Source organism: Mycobacterium vicinigordonae (assembly GCF_013466425.1).
In the GTDB taxonomy this organism is placed as follows: domain Bacteria; phylum Actinomycetota; class Actinomycetes; order Mycobacteriales; family Mycobacteriaceae; genus Mycobacterium; species Mycobacterium vicinigordonae.
In genome coordinates this window covers 827,149-843,262 of sequence record NZ_CP059165.1, presented here as the reverse complement: position 1 = coordinate 843,262, position 16,114 = coordinate 827,149, and the positions used below count along the sequence as shown (strand labels likewise).

Annotated in this window: 16 protein-coding genes; 6 read left to right on the top strand and 10 right to left on the bottom strand. The window is 67.2% G+C overall.

Annotated features, from left to right (window positions below):
- Positions 1-59 precede the first annotated feature (59 nt).
- Genes H0P51_RS03520 through H0P51_RS03510 form a run of 3 tightly spaced genes read left to right on the top strand, consistent with a single transcriptional unit; the run spans position 60 to position 2,427 of the window.
- The gene (locus H0P51_RS03520) at positions 60-731 is read left to right on the top strand and encodes a peptidase M50 (protein ID WP_180916667.1); all 672 of its coding nucleotides are present in this window, start codon (positions 60-62) and stop codon (positions 729-731) included.
- A 9-nt stretch (positions 732-740) separates the two neighbouring features.
- Positions 741-1,493: a site-2 protease family protein gene (locus tag H0P51_RS03515; protein WP_180916666.1), complete on the top strand. Its 753-nt coding sequence runs from the start codon at positions 741-743 to the stop codon at positions 1,491-1,493.
- A gap of 40 nt (positions 1,494-1,533) precedes the next feature.
- Entirely contained in the window at positions 1,534-2,427 is an 894-nt protein-coding gene (locus H0P51_RS03510) for a cation diffusion facilitator family transporter (protein ID WP_180916665.1), read from the top strand.
- Here H0P51_RS03510 and H0P51_RS03505 read toward each other — a convergent pair.
- The gene (locus H0P51_RS03505; RefSeq protein ID WP_180916664.1) at positions 2,424-2,837 is read right to left on the bottom strand and encodes a DUF3151 domain-containing protein; all 414 of its coding nucleotides are present in this window, start codon (positions 2,835-2,837) and stop codon (positions 2,424-2,426) included. The two genes, H0P51_RS03510 and H0P51_RS03505, sit on opposite strands and share 4 nt — an antisense overlap.
- 71 nt (positions 2,838-2,908) lie before the next feature.
- Between H0P51_RS03505 and H0P51_RS03500 the strand changes: the two genes are divergently transcribed.
- The gene (locus tag H0P51_RS03500; RefSeq protein ID WP_180916663.1) at positions 2,909-3,718 is read left to right on the top strand and encodes an Rv0361 family membrane protein; all 810 of its coding nucleotides are present in this window, start codon (positions 2,909-2,911) and stop codon (positions 3,716-3,718) included.
- Positions 3,719-3,788: 70 nt separating this feature from the next.
- Here the strand turns inward: H0P51_RS03500 and fbaA are convergent, their stop codons facing one another.
- Positions 3,789-4,823: a class II fructose-bisphosphate aldolase gene (gene fbaA, locus H0P51_RS03495; RefSeq protein ID WP_180916662.1), complete on the bottom strand. Its 1,035-nt coding sequence runs from the start codon at positions 4,821-4,823 to the stop codon at positions 3,789-3,791.
- A gap of 61 nt (positions 4,824-4,884) precedes the next feature.
- On the opposite strand from fbaA, the gene H0P51_RS03490 reads away from it, so the two are divergent.
- The gene (locus H0P51_RS03490; RefSeq protein ID WP_180916661.1) at positions 4,885-5,562 is read left to right on the top strand and encodes a DedA family protein; all 678 of its coding nucleotides are present in this window, start codon (positions 4,885-4,887) and stop codon (positions 5,560-5,562) included.
- Here H0P51_RS03490 and H0P51_RS03485 read toward each other — a convergent pair.
- Genes H0P51_RS03485 through ttfA form a run of 6 tightly spaced genes read right to left on the bottom strand, consistent with a single transcriptional unit; the run spans position 5,545 to position 10,428 of the window.
- Positions 5,545-6,657 carry a glycoside hydrolase family 76 protein gene (locus H0P51_RS03485; RefSeq protein ID WP_180916660.1) on the bottom strand — a complete coding sequence of 371 codons (1,113 nt, stop codon included), beginning with the start codon at positions 6,655-6,657 and terminating at the stop codon, positions 5,545-5,547. The two genes, H0P51_RS03490 and H0P51_RS03485, sit on opposite strands and share 18 nt — an antisense overlap.
- 42 nt (positions 6,658-6,699) lie before the next feature.
- Entirely contained in the window at positions 6,700-7,350 is a 651-nt protein-coding gene (locus H0P51_RS03480; RefSeq protein ID WP_180916659.1) for a TrmH family RNA methyltransferase, read from the bottom strand.
- Positions 7,347-8,243, bottom strand: coding sequence for a hypothetical protein (locus tag H0P51_RS03475; protein ID WP_180916658.1), 897 nt, complete (start codon positions 8,241-8,243; stop codon positions 7,347-7,349). Before H0P51_RS03475 ends, H0P51_RS03480 begins: the two co-directional genes overlap by 4 nt.
- A gap of 9 nt (positions 8,244-8,252) precedes the next feature.
- On the bottom strand, positions 8,253-8,819 hold the full coding sequence (gene pyrE, locus H0P51_RS03470) for an orotate phosphoribosyltransferase (RefSeq protein ID WP_180916657.1): 567 nt from the start codon (positions 8,817-8,819) through the stop codon (positions 8,253-8,255).
- Complete coding sequence (locus H0P51_RS03465; protein ID WP_180916656.1) at positions 8,794-9,567, bottom strand: SDR family NAD(P)-dependent oxidoreductase; 774 nt, start codon at positions 9,565-9,567, stop codon at positions 8,794-8,796. The genes pyrE and H0P51_RS03465 overlap by 26 nt, the downstream gene beginning before the upstream one ends.
- A gap of 6 nt (positions 9,568-9,573) precedes the next feature.
- Positions 9,574-10,428: a trehalose monomycolate transport factor TtfA gene (ttfA, locus tag H0P51_RS03460; protein WP_180916655.1), complete on the bottom strand. Its 855-nt coding sequence runs from the start codon at positions 10,426-10,428 to the stop codon at positions 9,574-9,576.
- 79 nt (positions 10,429-10,507) lie between these two features.
- Between ttfA and H0P51_RS03455 the strand changes: the two genes are divergently transcribed.
- The gene (locus H0P51_RS03455; RefSeq protein ID WP_246398373.1) at positions 10,508-11,344 is read left to right on the top strand and encodes an enoyl-CoA hydratase/isomerase family protein; all 837 of its coding nucleotides are present in this window, start codon (positions 10,508-10,510) and stop codon (positions 11,342-11,344) included.
- Positions 11,345-11,360: 16 nt separating this feature from the next.
- On the opposite strand, the gene clpB is transcribed toward H0P51_RS03455, so the two are convergent.
- Together clpB and H0P51_RS03445 are read right to left on the bottom strand one after the other, a co-directional pair.
- Entirely contained in the window at positions 11,361-13,907 is a 2,547-nt protein-coding gene (gene clpB / locus H0P51_RS03450; protein WP_180916654.1) for an ATP-dependent chaperone ClpB, read from the bottom strand.
- A gap of 205 nt (positions 13,908-14,112) precedes the next feature.
- Positions 14,113-15,894, bottom strand: coding sequence for a PE domain-containing protein (locus tag H0P51_RS03445; RefSeq protein ID WP_180916653.1), 1,782 nt, complete (start codon positions 15,892-15,894; stop codon positions 14,113-14,115).
- Positions 15,895-16,114 lie beyond the last annotated feature (220 nt).

The following is a 16,114-nucleotide window of genomic DNA, read 5'->3' as shown; positions in this document are numbered from 1 at the left end:
GCATATTGTGGTCCAGCCGGTGACCTACCCTATCCTGCGGTGCCCGGAGAACCTCAAAAATGCCGTCAAAACGCGTGAAAGCCAACCATCAGCCGCCCGTTGCGGCCGTTCTGCTGTTCGACGACGCGCGGGTGCCGCGCGCGCTGGCCGCTTTGCCCGTCCATCGCAACTTGACGGCCGACCTCGACCCGCTGCTGCGGGACTTCCGGCGATTGGTGGTGGTGGGGTCTGATGCCGACCTGGCCATGGTGTTGACGCGGCTGCTGCGCACCGATCGGCTCGACATGGAAGTGGCCTACGCGCCCCGGCGGCGGACTTGCGCCACCCGCGCCTACCGGTTGCCTGCTGGGCGGCGCGCGGCAAGACGGGCGCTTCGCGGCAGCGCGAGCAGGGTGCCGTTGATCCGCGACGAGACCGCAACGGTGCTGGTGGGTCGGACCCGCTGGTTGCCGGTCGAGGGGGCTACGGCGATCCGCGGCGAGGCGGTGGTCGACGACACCGTACTTTTCGACGGCGATGCCGCCGAGCTGTGGGTCGAGCCCACCCTGGCGGTGCCGGGGCTGCGGGCCGCGCTCGCGGATCAGGGGTGGTGGCGCCGCTGGGTCGGTGGCCGGGCCGCGCAGCTGGGCACCACCGGGGCGGTCGTGCAACGCGACGGAGTGACGGCGCCGCGGGCGGTGCGCCGGTCGACGTTCTACCGCAACGTCGAAGGGTGGCTGCTGGTTCGGTAGTTTCGACCGGTGCGCCCAAGCCCGATTTTTGTTGGCCTGATCGGCGCGACGGCTGTGGGCGCGGAGCTGGCCTGGACCGCCGGATCGTCCGTGCGGCCGTTGGCTTACGCGGGCGTTTTCATCTTCGTCATCGCCGGTTGGCTGGTGTCGCTATGCCTGCACGAGTTCGGCCACGCCTACACCGCATGGCGCTTTGGCGACCGCGACGTGGCCGTCCGTGGCTACCTGGACCTGGATCCACGGCGCTACGCCAGCCCGGGGCTGTCGCTGGTGTTGCCGATGATCTTCATCGCGCTGGGCGGCATCGGGCTGCCGGGCGCCGCGGTGTACTTGCAGACCTCGTTCATGACTCCCACGCGCCGCACCCTGGTCAGCTTGGCCGGCCCGGCGATGAACCTGGGCCTGGCCGTGCTGCTGCTGGGGGCGGCCCGGGTGTTCTATGACCCAGCACACCGGGTCCTGGCCGCCGGTCTGGCATTCCTGGGGTTCCTACAGGTCACCGCGGTGGTGCTGAACCTGTTGCCGGTGCCGGGTCTGGACGGCTACGACGCGCTGGAGCCGCACCTGAGCCCGCAGACGCAGCGGGCGGTGGCACCCGCCAAGCAGTTCGGCCTGTTCATCCTGCTGGTCGTGCTGTTGGCCCCCGGGCTGAATGCGTGGTTCTTCCAGTTCGTGTACTGGCTTTTCGGCTTCTCGGGGGTGTCGCCGCGGCTTGCGATGGCCGGGGGCGTGCTGACCCGGTTCTGGAGTGCCTGGGTCTGACCATTGCGATATATGCGAAACTGCGCATATATTATCGGTCATGGGAGCCGGACACAGCCACACGCCCGCCGAGGCGGACGCGTCGCGGATGATCCCGCGGATGGTCGGCGCCGCAGCCATCCTGGCGACGTTCTTCGTCGTCGAACTGACGACCGCGCTGGTGATCAACTCAATCGCGCTGCTGGCCGACGCCGGACACATGCTCACCGACGTAGTCGCCGTGTTCATGGGGCTAGCCGCTGTCGTGCTGGCCCGCCGGGGCAGCGCATCGCCTAATCGCACCTACGGCTGGCATCGAGCCGAAGTATTCACCGCAGTGGCTAATGCCGTGCTGCTGGTCGGCGTCGCGCTGTTCATCCTCTACGAGGCCATCGACCGGCTCAAGGAAGCGCCGGCGGTACCCGGCGTACCGATGATCGTGGTCGCGCTGTCCGGGGTGGCCGCAAACTTCCTGGTGGCGACGCTGCTGCGGGCACACTCGGAAGCCAGTCTGGCCGTCAAGGGCGCCTACATGGAGGTCGTCGCCGACACCGTCGGCAGCATCGGAGTGCTGATCGCGGGCATCGTCACCGTCACCACGCACTGGCCCTACGCCGACGTGGTGGTCGCGGTGCTCGTAGCGCTGTGGGTACTGCCGCGGGCGATCGCGCTGGCCCGCGCGGCGCTGCGCATCCTGTCCGAGTCGTCGCCGGCCCATATCGACGTCGAGGAGCTACGTGCGGCCCTGGGTGCGGTCGACGGCGTCACCGATGTGCACGACCTGCACGTGTGGACACTGTCCCCCGGCAAAGACGTGGTCACCGCTCACCTGACCAGCGGCAGCGACTCGGTCCGCGTCTTGCAGGAAGCGCGCGCAGTATTGTCAGCCCGCGGACTGGATCACGCCACGGTCCAAGTCGACTGCCCGGAAGGGCATTGCGAGGAAACGTTCTAAAGGCCCAGCGCGGGACGAGCAGCGGGGTCGCAGTCGTCGAGCAGATCCAGGCAGCGGCGCTGCTCATCGGTCTCACCGATGGCGTCGGCGGCCCGTGCCAGCGCGGCCACACAGCGCAGAAAACCGCGGTTGGGCTCGTGCGAGAACGGCACCGGCCCGAAGCCCTTCCAGCCGTTGCGACGCAGCTGGTCCAAACCACGGTGATAGCCGGTGCGGGCATAGGCATAGGCCGTGATGGCCCGGTCCTCGGCCAGTGCCTCCTCGGCCAGCGCGGCCCATGCCACCGAAGCGGACGGATGCGCGGCGGCGACGATGCCCGGCTTTTCCTTGGCGAGCAGCTCCGCTTCGGCTTCGCTATCGCCAGGCAATAGGACAGGATCAGGTCCCAGAAGATCACCCATCGGAGTCATGGGACACATTGTGCCAACTCCGCTACCTCGTGGATCACGCCATCCGCTGGTTGGGTCGCTAAGCTCCTTTCATGCCCAACGCACCCGAGCCAGATCGCGGCGGCACAGGTTCCAGCGGCAAACCAGACCCGCAGCGCAACCCTGGCGACGCCGAAACAGAGACCGTCGCACTCGCCAAGCGGCAACCGGAGGAGAGTTCGGAGGCTCCCGTCCCCGACGGGCAGCCCGAGCGCCGTTTCACCGCACCGGGCTTCGACGAAAAAGAGACCCAGGTGTTCGCCACCGCCACCGAGGCGCCGACTGAGATCTTCGAGACGCGTCGCGCGCCGACCGCTGGGCCGACCGCCCCGCCCGTGCCGCCACCCCCGCCGCTTCCTCCGAAAACTGCTGTGCCCCAGTCGATTCCGGCGCGCGGTGCAGGAAGTCGAACCCAGTCGTTGAAGAATCGCAACTGGGGATGGGTGCTGGCCATCGTGGTGATCGTGCTGGCGCTGGCGGCCATCGCTATCTTCGGGACCGTGCTGCTGACCCGCAGCAAGCACGAGAAGGCGTCACAGGAAGACCAGGTCAGGCAGACCATCCAGAGCTTCGACGTGGCAATTCAGCGGGGTGACCTGACCGCACTGCGCAGCATCACCTGCGGCACCACTCGTGACGGCTATGTGGATTACGACGAGAAAGCCTGGGCTGAGACGTACCGCCGGGTCTCGGCGGCCAAGCAGTATCCGATGATCGCCAGCATCGACCAGGTTGTCGTCAACGGCGAGCACGCCGAAGCCAACGTCACCACGTTCATGGCCTACGACCCGCAGGTCCGCTCGACGCGCAGCCTAGACCTTCAGTTCCGCGACGATCAGTGGAAAATCTGCCAGTCCAGATAAGTTGCGCGAGCAGACGTAAAAGCCCCCAATTTCGTACCGAAATGGGGGCTTTTACGTCTGCTCGCGCTAGCTAGCCGGCCAGCGACTTGCCGGCGCAGTGCAGGTCGTTGCAGGCTTCGATCACCCGCTCGGTCATCCCGGCCTCGGCCTTTTTGAGATAGCTACGCGGGTCGTAGACCTTCTTTGACCCCACGTCGCCGTCGACCTTGAGCACGCCGTCGTAGTTGGTGAACATATGGCCCACGATCGGGCGGGTGAACGCGTACTGGGTGTCGGTGTCCACGTTCATCTTCACCACGCCGTACCGCAGCGCCTCCTCGATCTCCGACTTCTCCGAGCCCGAGCCACCGTGGAAGACAAAGTCGAACGGCTTGGCGTCACCGGACAACCCCAGCTTGGCCGCGGCCACCTTCTGACCCTGGGCCAGGATGTCCGGGCGCAGCTTGACGTTGCCCGGCTTGTACACGCCGTGCACATTTCCGAACGTGGCAGCCAACAGGTAGTGGCCGTGCTCGCCGTGCCCGAGCGCCTCAATGGTCTTCTCGAAGTCTTCGGGAGTGGTGTAGAGCTTGTCGTTGATCTCGTTGGCGACGCCGTCTTCCTCGCCGCCGACGACGCCGATCTCGATCTCGAGGATGATCTTGGCGGCCGCCGCCTGCTTGAGCAGTTCCTGCGCGATCTCCAGGTTCTCGTCGATCGGCACCGCCGAGCCGTCCCACATGTGCGACTGGAACAGCGGGTTCTGGCCCTTGCCGACTCGCTCGGCGGAGATGGCCAGCAGCGGCCGCACGTAGGTATCCAGCTTGTCCTTCGGACAGTGGTCGGTGTGCAGTGCGACGTTGATCGGATACTTGGCCGCGACGATGTGGGTGAACTCGGCCAGTGCCACCGCGCCCGTCACCATGTCCTTGACGCCCAGTCCGGAACCGAATTCCGCTCCACCCGTCGAGAACTGAATGATGCCGTCACTGCCGGCGTCGGCGAAGCCTTTGACGGCCGCGTTGATGGTCTCCGAGGACGTGCAGTTGATGGCCGGGAACGCGTACGCGTTCTCCTTGGCGCGTCCCAGCATCTCGGCGTAAATCTCGGGCGTTGCGATGGGCATGAAGGGTTCCTCCTCGAAGACTGGTCCACTCAGTATTGCAACGCCGGTATGTTGAAGCACCATGAGCACCACTCTGGTGGCGTCGGGGGGCATCCTCGACCCGATGTTTTGGATCGGCCCCGAGGGTCTGTTCGCCTCAGCGGTGCTGCCGACGATCCTGGTTATCGTTTTTGTCGAGACCGGTCTGCTGTTCCCGCTGCTGCCGGGCGAGTCGCTGTTATTCACCGGTGGGCTGCTCGCAGCCAAGGGCACCCTAGACATCTGGGTGCTGGCGCCGTCGGTCGCGCTGGTGGCCATCCTGGGTGACCAGACCGGCTATTTCATCGGCCGGCGCATCGGGCCCGCGCTGTTCAAGCGCGAAGATTCGCGGTTCTTCAAACAGCACTACGTGACCGAGTCACACGCGTTCTTCGAAAAGTACGGCCCGTGGGCAATCATCCTGGCCCGCTTCATGCCGTTCGTCCGGACCTTCACCCCGGTGGTGGCGGGCGTCTCCTACATGCGCTATCCGACGTATTTGGCCTTCGACATCGTCGGCGGTGTGCTGTGGGGCGGCGGCGTGACGGTCGCCGGATATTTCCTGGGCAACGTGCCATTCGTGCACCAGAACCTGGAAAAGATCATCCTGGGCATCTTGTTCGTGTCGATGATCCCGGCGTTCATCGCCGCGTGGCGCGGCTACCGGTCACGCCGACGGGCACCCAAAGCCGAGCCCGACCCGCTACCGCTGCCCGACTGACGCGACGTTGTGCGCGGCCTCCATCAGCATCCAGCCCGACAACTGCACCGACAGATCCCGCTCGGGAACCTCCGAGCTGTTCACCGCGCCAGCCACGAACTGCGCCTGCTGACCGCCGGCGGTGGGCAGTTCAGCGTCGCGATCCCAGAACGCGCCAAACACCGGTAGGCCGTCCACAGTCTGGCGGTTCTCCCACGCCGACTTAGCCGACGTCAGCACGATCTTGGCGGCGGTTTGCCGGGCCGCAACGTCCGCGGCGGAATCCCCCGGCAGGTCCGTGGCGACCAGCGCCAAGTAGCGCACCGTGACTCCCGGGAACAACCCGCCGTCGCCGCCGCCGCCGCTCTTGAGCACCCCGCCCGGGGCCATCTCCTTGTCGACGGCAGCCACCAGGCGATGCACTCGGGGTGCGTGCCGGCCGTCGTGAGTGCGCTTGGCCAGCTCAGTTTCCAGCCCTAGCACCACACCCTGGCAGTACGTGTACTGCGGGCGGACCAGCGAACCATCTCGGATGCCGTCGAACACCAGGTGGTTGTCGGGGTCGATCAGCGTTTCGTCGATCCAGTCAGCGACCTGCTGGGCCAGCCGCAATCGGCCCGGGTAGCGGGCCAGAAAGATCCCCGCCGGACCATTGGCCGGGGCGTTGAAGAACTGGTCCTGCTTGCGCCACGGGATGCCGCCGCCGGCGTCCGGTGCCCAGCCGTCGACGAATTCGTCGGCGAGCTTGGCCAGCGCCCCGCGGCGCTCGATGCCGACGTACATCGCGGCCCGCTCCAAAGCCAGCGCCAGCCACGCCATGTCGTCGTAGTAACTGTTCGTCCAGCGCATGACGTTGCGCAACCGGTGCGACCGGATCTGGCGCTTGATTCGCGTGCGCCGCTCCGGTTGCGGGTCGCGCAGCTGCGCGTCGATCAAGCAATCCAGCAGATGTGCCTGCCACCAGTAATGCCACCCAGCGAACAACCGGTCCCGGCGCTCCGAAGGCCAGGCCACCACGCCGAGCTGGGTGCCGGGCAATCCCCAGAGCTTTCGGAGATTGCGTTGCGTGACGGCGGCCTCGGAGCTAGCCGCCCGGTTTGCCCAGACCTGATCCATACCTGCGATCCTGCCCTAACCGCACAATGGCCAGGTAGGCCGTCACCAGGCCTGGGTCAGGTCGGCGTGCTGCCGGATCCAGGTGTGCATCGCAATCCCCGCGGCCACACCGGCATTGACGCTGCGAGTCGAACCGAACTGCGCGATCGACACCGTGATCGCCGCACCCCCACGGGTGTCATCGCTGATGCCGGGTCCTTCCTGGCCGAACACCAGCAGACAGTCCCGCGGCAGCGCCGTCTCTTCCAGCCGGGCCGCGCCGGGCACGTTGTCCACCGCGACCACCGTCAGGCCCGCATCGGTCGCGAACTCCATCAATTCGGCGGTGCTGTCGTGGTGGCACAACCGCTGGTAACGGTCGGTCACCATGGCACCGCGGCGGTTCCACCGGCGCCTGCCCACGATGTGCACGGTGTCCACGGCAAACGCGTTTGCGGTGCGCACCACCGAGCCGATGTTGGCGTCGTGACCGAAATTCTCGATCGCGATGTGCAACCTATGGCGCCGGCGGTCGATGTCGGCGATGATCGCCTCTCGGGTCCAGTACCGGTAGGCGTCGACGACATTGCGAGAATCGCCGTCGCGCAACAGATCTGGGTCGTAGCGGGGATCGTCGGGCGGATCCCCTACCCAGGGGCCGACACCAGGCGGCGGCGTGCCCCATTCGGTGGGCCCGGGTTCGGCCTGCGTCACTTGGCGGTCCACACCGCGGCGTGGACGCCCACGATCGTCACCGTCGCGAACAGCAGCGCCTGATTGATCTCGCCTTGGGTGCACAGCGAAGCGTTGACCTGCACAGCGTCCCGCGACATATCGGGCAGCACCAGCACCGTGGAGCCATAGGTGGCGCACGCCGGGCTGAGCCCCTTGCCGGGCAGGGTCGGAGTGGCGACCAGCATCATGGGGCCGCCGCGCTTGTCGGAGTCGTCGTGGTAGCGACCCGCCACCGCGCCGGCCTGCAGACCCAGCAGCATGTAGCCGTTGCCGTTGAACGCCGCCGGGTCACCTAGCTGGGCCTTGGTCACCGGCGTGCCGTCCGCCCGCCAGGCCGACACGCTGGTGCTCTGCACCACCAGTCCGGTGTCGGCTTCCGGGGTTGGCAGCAGCCCCACCGGGAACGCCGCCGGGTACGCGGCCACGGTGCCCGGGATGCGGTCGTGCGGCGAATAGGCGTAGACGCCCCGCACCGCACTGCGGTCTTTGAGCGGGCCCAAGCACACGGTGCCGGTCAGCCGGTTTGGCGGCGCCGTCAAGGGCGAGCCGATGTCGTGCACCGTGGTGATCGCCTCGTCGCAGCTGCCCAGGCCCGTCGCCTCCATCGGATGCGACAGTGCGCCGTACAGGCCGAAGCGGATGTCCTCGGCCTTGGCGTGCGGCGCCTTGAGGTCGGTGGGCGAGGCGTCGACATCGACTAGCACGTAGTCATCCGACCAGCGCAGATTGGACACCGCCACATTCCAGCCCAGTACCGCCAACGATTCGCCGATATGCGCGTTGGGCGCTCCGTAGACGTCGTCGCGATGACCCGGGCTCGAGCATCCGAGCAGGCAGGCCAGGACAACGGCCAACACCAGGAGAACGCGCACGGCGGCGACCTAGCCCAGCCCCAAGTCGGCCAGGCCGAGCACGCTGCGGTACGGCAGCCCCTCGGCTTCGATGGCCTGCGCGGCGCCGGTTGCGCGATCGACCACGGTTGCGACGCCGACGACCTCGCCGCCGGCGTCCTGGACGGCACGTACGGCCGTCAGCGCCGAATTGCCGGTGGTGCCGGTGTCTTCGACCACCAGCACCCGCCGGCCGCTCACCTCGGATCCCTCGATAAGCCGTTGCAGGCCATGGGCTTTCGCTGACTTCCGAACCACGAACGCGTCGATCGGGCGACCGGCAGCGTGCATGATCGCCGTCGCAACCGGATCGGCCCCCAGTGTCAGACCGCCCACGACCGCATAGTCCCAATCGTTGGTCAATTCCCGCATCAGGCGACCGATCAGCGCGGACGCCCGGTGGTGCAGGGTGGCACGGCGCAGGTCGACGTAATAGTCGGCCTCCTTGCCCGACGACAGCGTGACACGACCGTGCACCACCGACAGACGGCGCACCAGGTCGGCCAGCTCGGCACGTTCGCTGGATTGCAACTCAGGTCCGGCCACTGCCGCTCCCATATCTTTTTGTGAAGGCCCGCAACAACTTTCGCGGGACGACGCGCCCGGTGGCGACTAGGTACTTGTACTGCGTGCCCGGAATGCTGATCACCTTGCCGTGCGCGACGTCGGCCAGACTCTCCCGTACCACGTCGTCCACTTCGAGCCACATGAATGACGGCACCTCAGCCATGTCGAGGCCGGCGCGGGTGTGAAACTCGGTGCGCACGTAGCCCGGGCACACCACGTGCACGCCGACGCCGGTGCCCTGCAATCCGTTGGCAAGTCCCTCGGTGAACGAGATCACCCAGGCCTTGGACGCCGAGTATGTCGAACCCCTGCCGGGTAGCAGTCCGGCGACACTGGCGATGTTGACGACGGTGCCGGCGCCCGCGTCCAGCATGGCCGGCAGCGCAGCCCGGGTCAGCTGCATCACGGCGGTCACGTTGACGTCGAGTTGTCGCTGCAGCAAGGCGGGCTCAGCTGTCCAAAAATCTCCGGATGTCCCCAGGCCGGCGTTGTTCACCAGCACTCGCACGCCTTGGGACAAGCGTGCAGCAACCTTGTCCCGGTCGTCAGCGACGGCCAGGTCGGCGGGCAATATCTCGATGCTGCCCGCCATTGACTCCAGTTCTTCGGCGAGCCCGTTCAGCCGTTCCACGTCCCGGGCAACCAGGACCAGGTCGTAGCCGTCGCGGGCGTAACGGCGGGCGTAACCACCGCCGATGCCGGACGTGGGCCCAGTAATCAGCGCGACAGGACGGGGCATGTGCGCTTAGTGCTGGTAGTTGCTGGCCTGGTGGCCGTTGCGTTCCGTCCGCGGCGGACGCCGAACGCCTTCCGAGCGGCCCTCTTCGCGACGAACCGGCTCGGCCACCCGGCGAGCGGAATCAGCGATCAAGCCAGCCGCCGCGTCCGCCTGCGTGCGCCGCGACGGCAGCTCCGCGCGCGCAGCCTGGGCCAGCGGCCGGCCGGGAGCCCGGCGGCTCTCCGGTTCGCCCGACTCCTGGGGTGCTTCAGCAGGAAGTGGTGGCAACACACGCAGCAGGTCGTTGAATTGACGGACGGCCCGCAGGCCTTCGTCCCACTGAGCGCGCGTGCTGGCGATCGGCATGGCGACCAGCGTCCAATGCTGTTCGTTCCACATGATCTCTGCGCAGTCCGGCGCGGTGTGGGCGAACGTGACCATCCGCCGGTCGCAGGCACGGCGGGCGGCGTCCAGGTTGGTGGAATACACCATCCGGGGGCCGATGGCTCCCAGCAGCCAAATGTCGCTCTCGCGTGGCTCCTTGAGCCCCTTGAGCCGCAGGTCCACGACGACGTTGGTGCCGACCTTGCGATGCAGGGCGATCACGGTGGCGACTTCCTCGATGTCGAAGATGTAGACCGCTTCGCCGCGGATCTGACCCAGCACGACGTTTTGGGCTGGAACGTCACCCACCGACGAAATCACCCCACGCTTCCAACGGTGCAGGATGTCGGTGGATTCGCGTTCGTAGTCGAAGCCATGCGATCTCGCCCATGACTTGCGGCGCCTGCTGCGGCCACGACGTCGATCGATATCGACGTACAGCAACACTGCCGCACCGACGAAACACAGTGCGGAGAGCGTGAACCAGAGCGGGACCATCCCGAACAGCCTATCTGCTCTGAGTACCGAACACAGAATCCGAGCAGGTCACAACCAAATCACAGGAGGGAATAGACCCGTGCGCGTCAGCGTAGGGTTCGCGGTCATGAGCTACGCCGGCTACCGGCTGATACGCGTCAAGAGCGGCGACGGAATTTGCCGAGCCACCATCGACAACCCTCCGATCAACCTCCTGGATGTGCCGCTGCTCACCGAAATCGGCAGGCTGGTCGACGAAGTCGCCGCCCACGACGCGGTCCGGGTGCTGGTCGTGGACTCGGCGGACCCACAGATCTTCGTCGCCCACGCCGACGTCGCGTTGATCCAAGAACTGCCGGCTGACGATCTGGGGCGCCACGACGAGCTGTCGTTTTTCCACTCCCTGACCGAACGGGTCCGCACCCTGCCCAAGGCCACCATCGCCGTCATCGAAGGGGTGTGCCGCGGCGGTGGTTGCGAATTTGTGATGGGCTTCGACATGCGCTTCGCCGCGCTGGGCACGACGGTGTTGGGCCATCCGGAGGTGTCGGTAGGAATAATTCCCGGTGGGGGCGGTACCCAGCACCTCCCCCGATTGGTGGGCCGGGCGCGGGCCCTCGAAGTGATCCTGGGCGGCATGGACGTCGATGCCCAGACCGCCCAGGAGTGGGGTTACCTCAACCGGGCGCTGCCGGCCGAAGAACTGCGCCCCTTCGTCGACAGACTGGCCCGCCGGATCGCGGCCAGCCCGGCGACCGCCGTCGCGGCGGCCAAACGGGCGGTGGACGCCGCGGCCGCCGACCTGCCGACTGGGCTGCGCGTCGAGGACCAGCTGCTGCGCGAAACAGTCGCCACGCCGGCGGCCCGCCAGCTGCTGCGGGCCGTGATCGACGCGGGCGCCCAGACTCGGGAATTCGAGGTCGGCGACCCCGGCTAAGCCGGTCCCGGCCCGGTCAGCCCAGGACCAGCGAGTCGCCGTCCGGGCTGACGTTGACAGGCACCACATCTCCGTCGTGCACGTCGCCCGCCAGCAGCATCTTGGCCAGCTGGTCCCCGATCGCCTGCTGCACCAGCCGGCGCAGCGGTCGCGCCCCGTAGACGGGGTCGAAGCCACGGTGGGCCAGCCACTGCTTGGCCGGTAGCGACACCTCCAGCTGCAGCCGCCGCTGCGCAAGCCGCTTGGCCAGCTGATTCAGCTGGATGTCGACGATTTGCACCAATTCCTCGGGGTTGAGGCCGTCGAAGATCAGCACGTCGTCGAGGCGGTTGATGAACTCTGGCTTGAACGCTGAGCGCACCGCCGCCATCACCATCTCCTCGGTGCCGCCGGATCCCAGGTTGGAGGTCAGGATCAGGATGGTGTTGCGGAAGTCGACTGTGCGGCCTTGACCGTCGGTCAACCGGCCCTCGTCGAGCACCTGCAGCAGCACGTCGAACACGTCCGGGTGGGCCTTTTCCACCTCGTCGAACAGCACCACCGTGTAGGGCCGGCGGCGCACCGCCTCGGTCAGCTGACCGCCCTGGTCGTACCCGATGTAGCCGGGAGGCGCCCCGACCAGCCGGGCCACCGAGTGCTTCTCGCCGTATTCGCTCATGTCGATCCGAACCATGGCGCGTTCGTCGTCGAACAAGAAGTCCGCCAACGCTTTTGCCAGCTCCGTCTTGCCCACGCCGGTGGGGCCGAGGAACAGGAACGAGCCGGTTGGCCGATTCGGGTCGGCAACACCGGCCCTGGAACGCCGCACGGCATCGGACACGGCCTGCACGGCCTTCTTCTGTCCGACGACGCGCTTGCCCAGCTCGTCCTCCATGCGCAGTAACTTGGCCGTCTCGCCTTCCAGCAGCCGCCCGGCCGGGATGCCGGTCCAAGCCGACACCACGTCGGCAATGTCGTCGGGACCGACCTCTTCCTTGAGCATCACATTGTCGCGGGCCTCGGCCTGCGGCACCGCCGCCTCGAGCTTTTTTTCGACTTCGGGGATGCGGCCGTAACGCAGCTCGGCGGCCTTGGCCAGATCGCCGTCGCGTTCGGCGCGCTCGGACTCACCGCGCAACGCCTCCAGCTGCTCCTTGAGCTCCCGCACGACGTCGATGGCGTTCTTCTCGTTCTGCCACCTGGTGGTCAGCTCGGCCAGCTTCTCCTTCTGGTCGGCCAGTTCGCCGCGCAGCTTCTCGAGGCGGTCTCGTGATGCGTCATCTGATTCTTTGGCAAGCGCCATCTCCTCGATCTCGAGCCGGCGCACCAGGCGCTCGACCTCGTCGATCTCAACCGGGCGCGAGTCGATCTCCATCTTCAACCGGCTAGCGGCCTCGTCGACCAGGTCGATGGCCTTGTCCGGCAGGAAACGCGCGGTGATGTAGCGGTCCGACAGGGTGGCCGCGGCCACCAGCGCGGAGTCGGTGATGCGCACACCGTGGTGCACCTCGTAACGGTCCTTGAGACCGCGCAGGATGCCGACGGTGTCCTCCACCGACGGCTCGCCGACGAACACCTGCTGGAAGCGGCGCTCGAGCGCGGCGTCCTTCTCGATGTACTTGCGGTATTCGTCGAGCGTGGTAGCACCGACCAGGCGCAGCTCGCCGCGGGCCAGCATCGGCTTGATCATGTTGCCGGCGTCCATCGCACCCTCGCCGCTCGCGCCGGCGCCGACGATGGTGTGCAACTCGTCGATGAACGTGATGATCTGCCCGGCGGAGTTCTTGATGTCGTCGAGGACGGCCTTGAGCCGTTCCTCGAACTCGCCGCGATATTTGGCACCGGCGACCATCGAGCCCAAGTCGAGGGCCACGACGGTCTTGTCGCGCAGGCTTTCCGGCACGTCGCCGGCCACGATTCGCTGGGCCAGGCCCTCCACGATCGCGGTCTTGCCGACGCCGGGCTCGCCGATGAGAACCGGGTTGTTCTTGGTGCGCCGAGAAAGCACCTGCACTACGCGGCGAATCTCGTTGTCGCGCCCGATGACCGGGTCGAGCTTGCCTTCTTTGGCGCGGGCCGTCAGGTCGGTGGAGTACTTCTCCAACGCCTGGTAGGTGGCCTCGGGGTCGGCGCTGGTGACACGCGCCGAGCCGCGCACCTTGACGAACGCCTCGCGCAGGGCTTGCGGCGATGCACCGTGGCCGGTCAGCAGCTTGGCGACCTCGGAGTCACCGGTGGCCAACCCGACCATCAGGTGCTCGGTGGAGACGAACTCGTCGTCCATCTCGGTGGCCAGCTGCTGTGCGGTGGTGATGGCCGCCAGCGACTCGCGGGACAGTTGGGGCTGCGAGCTGGACCCGCTGATCTGGGGCAGCCGGTCCAGCAGACGCTGGGTCTCGGTGCGAATGGTGGCGGGCTCTACCCCGACAGCTTCCAGCAGCGGCACGGCGATACCGTCGTTTTGCGTCAGCAGCGCCATCAGCAGATGGGCGGGCCTGATCTCGGGATTGCCCGCGGCCGATGCCGCCTGCAGCGCCGACGTCAGAGCCGCCTGAGTCTTGGTCGTCGGGTTGAAAGAGTCCACGACACCTCCGTTCTAGTAGCTATTGAAAAATCTTGTCGCGTTGTGCAACCGCGTCAAGGTTGAGCCTATTCCGCTCAACTCTAATCAACTTTTCGGGAGCCCGCCTCCACCATCCACTACCGCTCTCGCGTGATGGTCGGCTAGGTGGCTCACGCCGTTCGCCGGGGATGACAGGCCGCCCCGCGCCGCGGCTGATGACTGCGGCTCAGGCCACAACCACCCCGTCCGGTTCGCTGCCGACCGGGATGGTCGCAAGAAGCGCGTAGCTGGGGCTGAATACCGACACCGTGTCGGCGCCGGTGTTGGCGACGTAGATGTCACCCGCCGTGGTGTTGCCCGCGGGACTGATCGCCACCGCGGACGGGTACGCACCGGCGCTGAACTCGTTGACGGGGATGTTGGCGGGGCCGATCACCGTAACCGTGCCACTACCGACGTTGGTGACGTAGACGTCGCCGGCGGTGGCGCCGGTGGCGCTGATCGCCAGCCCCGAGGGATGGTTGCCGACAGGGATGGTGGTCAGGACGGTATTGACGGGGCTGATCACCGACACCGTACTGTTGCCCGTCCCGGAGACGTCGCCGTAGTTGGTGACGTAGACATCGCCGATGGTGGCGCCGGTTTGGCTGACCGCCACCCCGGTCGGTCCGATACCGACGGGGATGGTGGCCACGACAGCGTTGGTGGTGGGGCTGATCACCGACACCGTGTTGCTGTCCGCGTTGGCGACGTAGACGTCGCCGGCCGTGACACCGGCGGCGCTGATCGCCACCCCGCGCGGATAGGTGCCCACCGGGATGGTTGCCACGACAGAGTTGGTGGTCGGACTGATCACCGACACCGTGTTCGCGGTGCCGCCGCCGTTGGCGACGTAGACCTCGCCGGCGGTGACGCCGACGGGGCTGACCGCTATTCCCAGCGGCACAGCGCCGACGGGAATGGTGGCCACGACGGTGTTGGCCGGGCTGATCACCGACACCGTGTTGCTGCCCGCGTTGCTGACATAGACGTCGCCGATGCTGGCGCCGGTGGTGCTGACGGCCACCGCTTCCGGGTAGGCGCCGACGGGGATGGTAGTCAGCACCTGCCCTGTCGGGCTGATCACCGTCACCGTGTTATCGAGGAAGTTGGCGACATAGACATCGCCGGCGTTGTTGGGCCCGCTGACACCAGCGGCGCCGGTACCCCCAGCCGCACCCCACAACAACCCACCGCGACCCCCGCCCCCACCGGCACCGCCCCGACCCCAGTTCGCCGTATCCGAACCCCCGGGTCCACCGGCTCCGCCGGCGCCGATCAGCCCCGCCGCACCACCCGGGCCCCCGGCGCCCGCAACGCTGTTGGCGAAGGCATTGCCGCCGCCGGCACCGCCAGCACCACCCGCGCCGTACAACCAACCGCCCGTCCCACCGGGACCACCCACCCCACCAGCCACCGTCGCACTGCCTGGGCCCCCGGAACCACCCATCCCGCCGGTACCGAACAACCCCGCCGCACCACCGGCACCCCCGGCATTCCCCGTCCCAGTGCTGCTCCCACCAGCACCACCGTTGCCGATCAAAATCCCCCCGGCCTGACCCGCCTGACCCTGCACCCCACTGGCCCCGGCCTGCCCATCCCCGATCAATGGCCGCCCCAACAACGCGTTCGTCGGCGCATTGATCACCGCCAGCACGTCATCGGCAAACGTCTGCAAAGCCGACACACTGGCCGTCTCGGCACCCGCATACGCTTCCCCCGCAGCCGACAACATCTGCACGAACTGCGATTGAAACGCCGACGTCTGCGCACTCACCACGGCGAACTGTTCGCCGAAATCCGAAAACAGCGCCGCGATCCCCGCCGACACTTCATCGCCGGCCGCCGCCACCACACTGGTCGTCGAAGACGCCGCCGCAGCCCCGGCCGCCCTCACCGACGACCCGATACCCGCCACCTTCAACGCCGCCGCCGACAACACCCCGGGAGCAGCAGTCACATAGGACATGGCTGGATCCGATCTCTCGTCGCAGCACCTCTAAGTGTCACACCATTTGCACACGAATTGCCCAAAAAGAAGCGACGATCTTGTCCGAATGACAGAGCCAAAACGCAGCTGTACGGCACGCGTTCGAGGCGGCCCACCGACCAGCGCCACCTGCCGACCAGGTGTGGAAGAGCTGCGACTGGGTCGTCAGGGATATTTCACCGACCGGCAGGATGTGGAA

Bases quoted from the DNA above. Each gene is read 5' to 3' on its own strand.
- H0P51_RS03520 (WP_180916667.1), top strand. From the start codon at position 60: ATGCCGTCAAAACGCGTGAAAGCCAACCATCAGCCGCCCGTTGCGGCC.
- H0P51_RS03510 (WP_180916665.1), top strand. From the start codon at position 1,534: ATGGGAGCCGGACACAGCCACACGCCCGCCGAGGCGGACGCGTCGCGG.
- H0P51_RS03505 (WP_180916664.1), bottom strand. From the start codon at position 2,837: ATGACTCCGATGGGTGATCTTCTGGGACCTGATCCTGTCCTATTGCCT.
- H0P51_RS03500 (WP_180916663.1), top strand. From the start codon at position 2,909: ATGCCCAACGCACCCGAGCCAGATCGCGGCGGCACAGGTTCCAGCGGC.
- fbaA (WP_180916662.1), bottom strand. From the start codon at position 4,823: ATGCCCATCGCAACGCCCGAGATTTACGCCGAGATGCTGGGACGCGCC.
- H0P51_RS03490 (WP_180916661.1), top strand. From the start codon at position 4,885: ATGAGCACCACTCTGGTGGCGTCGGGGGGCATCCTCGACCCGATGTTT.
- H0P51_RS03485 (WP_180916660.1), bottom strand. From the start codon at position 6,657: ATGGATCAGGTCTGGGCAAACCGGGCGGCTAGCTCCGAGGCCGCCGTC.
- pyrE (WP_180916657.1), bottom strand. From the start codon at position 8,819: ATGGGAGCGGCAGTGGCCGGACCTGAGTTGCAATCCAGCGAACGTGCC.
- H0P51_RS03465 (WP_180916656.1), bottom strand. From the start codon at position 9,567: ATGCCCCGTCCTGTCGCGCTGATTACTGGGCCCACGTCCGGCATCGGC.
- ttfA (WP_180916655.1), bottom strand. From the start codon at position 10,428: ATGGTCCCGCTCTGGTTCACGCTCTCCGCACTGTGTTTCGTCGGTGCG.
- H0P51_RS03445 (WP_180916653.1), bottom strand. From the start codon at position 15,894: ATGTCCTATGTGACTGCTGCTCCCGGGGTGTTGTCGGCGGCGGCGTTG.